The organism is Rhodobacter maris (assembly GCF_900217815.1).
Taxonomy (GTDB): Bacteria; Pseudomonadota; Alphaproteobacteria; order Rhodobacterales; family Rhodobacteraceae; genus Rhodobacter; species Rhodobacter maris.
In genome coordinates this window covers 1-2233 of sequence record NZ_OBMT01000043.1, presented here as the reverse complement: position 1 = coordinate 2233, position 2233 = coordinate 1, and the positions used below count along the sequence as shown (strand labels likewise).

3 protein-coding genes and 1 pseudogene are annotated in these 2233 nt (G+C 67.3%); all 4 read left to right on the top strand.

Features of this window, described 5'->3' with window-relative positions:
* Positions 1 to 489: pseudogene (locus CRO22_RS18400) on the top strand (methyl-accepting chemotaxis protein); the annotation flags it as partial.
* Positions 490 to 554: 65 nt separating this feature from the next.
* Positions 555 to 1028 (top strand): chemotaxis protein CheW, encoded by a 474-nt coding sequence (locus tag CRO22_RS18395; protein WP_097071588.1) that lies wholly within the window; start codon positions 555 to 557, stop codon positions 1026 to 1028.
* A 112-nt stretch (positions 1029 to 1140) separates the two neighbouring features.
* Positions 1141 to 2022 (top strand): CheR family methyltransferase, encoded by an 882-nt coding sequence (locus tag CRO22_RS18390; RefSeq protein WP_097071589.1) that lies wholly within the window; start codon positions 1141 to 1143, stop codon positions 2020 to 2022.
* 7 nt (positions 2023 to 2029) lie between these two features.
* On the top strand, positions 2030 to 2233 hold a 204-nt coding region (locus CRO22_RS18385), incomplete at its 3' end, for a response regulator (protein ID WP_141399495.1).

Sequence of the window (2233 nt, the reverse complement as noted above, 5' to 3'; positions counted from 1 at the left end):
CAGGAGATCTCCGGGCTTTCGGGCGATACGGTCAAGGCCGCGCAGCAGGCGGGCGAGATGCTCGGCCGTCTGGTGCCCGACATCCAGCGCACCGCCGAGCTGGTGGCCGAGATCTCGAACGCCAGCCAGGAGCAGAATGCGGGCGCCTCGCAGATCAACGTCGCGATCCAGCAGCTCGACAAGGTCACGCAGCAAAACACCTCTGCGTCGGAAGAAATTGCCGCCACCGCCGAGGAACTCGAAGGCCAGTCCACGGAACTGCAAAAGGTGATCGGCTATTTCCGCATGCGTCGCGCGGCCGATGAGGTGCTTGTCGCACCGCGCACCGAGGTCCGCAAACGCCGTGCCCTCCCGGCAAAAGACGCGGCGCTCGTGTTCAAAGCCCGCGCGGGGCAGGCCAAGGCGGCGCAGAACCAGGGGGGGTTCGCGCTCGACATGGATGCCGAGGCGGAACTCGACAGCCAGTTCATGCGCAGCCCCGCTGCCTGAGCAGGGCCGACCCCTCGCCCGGTCGCCGCGACGGTGGCCGGGCCTCCAGATCCCGGGAGACGAGCATGGCAGATCAGACCCAATATGTAACCCTCGGCGCCGCCGACAGCCTGTTTGCGGTACCGGTCGCACGGGTGCAGCAGATCCTTGAAAGCCAGGCCGTTGCGGCGATGCCGCAGGCCCCGGTCGAGTTCATCGGCATGATCGATGTGCGCGGTCGCTCGGTGCCGGTGATCGACCTGCGGCTGCGGCTCGCGCTGCCGACCGCGGCGGATACCCACAACACCCGCATCATCGTGCTTGAGGCCGACGTCGGTGGCAGCCTGCGCTGGCTCGGGCTGAAGACCGACCGGGTGTTCGAGGTCACCGCGCTCGACGAGGAAGGGCTTGAGGCCCCGCCCGAAGTCGGCACGGCCTGGCGCGCCGATTATGTGGCGGGCGTCGGCCGGCGCGCCGGCGCCTTCGTCACGGTGATCGACCTCGACCGGCTCTTTGCCTCGGCGGACGGGGTTTCCGGGCCCTCGGGTCTGGCCGCCTGAGCGCGATCCGATCCCGGCGCCCGTCGACCTTCCCTTCCCGCGGCACCAGCGCGCCGCGCCCTTCACCAGACTGGCGCGCAGTTCTGGCTGCCGCCCCCGCATGGAGCTTGTGATGTCTTTTCACGTGAACCTTGACCGCCGCCGCGCCGATGCCCCGGTCGACGATCACCTCGCCGAACAGGATTTCGTGCGGATCGCAGAGCTGGTCAACGGGCGCACCGGCATCCGCCTGCCGCCCGCAAAACGCACCATGATCGAGGCGCGGCTGCGCAAGCGGGTGCGGGCGCATGGCCTTTCCAGCATGGGCGCTTATTGCCGGTTCCTGTTCGATCAGGGGGGGCTCGAGGCCGAGCTGTCCCATCTCGTCGATGTCGTCACCACCAACAAGACCGATTTCTTCCGCGAGCCCGACCATTTCCGGTTCCTCGCCGGGCCGGGGATCGAGACGATGCTGGCCCGTCAGGGGCAGGAGCGCGGCGCGCGGCTGCATTTGTGGAGCGCGGCCAGCTCCAACGGCGCGGAAGCCTATACGATCGCCATGGTGCTGCGCGCGCTTGCCGAGCGCAGCCGGCGGTTCGATTTCGCGATCCTCGGCACCGATATTTCCACCGCCATGCTGCGCCACGCGCAGCGGGCGGTCTATCCGGGGGATTTCGTTGCCCCGGTCCCGGCCGAGATGCGCCGCCGTTATCTGCTCACGGCGCGCGATCCGCGCCAGAACGAGGTCCGGATCGTTCCAGAACTGCGCGAGCGGGTGCGCTTTGCCCATCTCAACCTGATGGAGCCGAGTTATCCGTTCGAGCGCCATTTCGATGCGATCTTCCTGCGCAATGTGCTGATCTATTTCGAACGCGAGGTTCAGGTGGCCGTGACGCGCCGCCTCATCAGCCATCTGCGGCCGGGCGGCTATCTGTTTGTCGGCCATTCGGAAACCTCGGTCGCCAGCGCGCTGCCGGTGCGCCAGGTCGCGCCAGCTATTTTCCAGTTGAAGTGAGGGAAGGATGATCCGAGCGAATTCTGCCACGGAGAAACGATGCCGGGTGCTGATCGTCGACGATTCGGCTTCGGTGCGGCGCGCGCTGACGGAGATCATCGAAAGCGATCCCGGCCTTGAGGTGATGGGCACCGCGGGCGATCCCTATGTCGCGGCCGAGCGCATCTCCCGCGAGGTGCCCGATGTGATGATCCTTGATATCGAGATGCCG

What these genes read in the sequence shown, in the direction of transcription:
- CRO22_RS18390 (WP_097071589.1), top strand. Translation starts at nt 1,141, where the DNA reads ATGTCTTTTCACGTGAACCTTGACCGCCGCCGCGCCGATGCCCCGGTC.
- CRO22_RS18395 (WP_097071588.1), top strand. Translation starts at nt 555, where the DNA reads ATGGCAGATCAGACCCAATATGTAACCCTCGGCGCCGCCGACAGCCTG.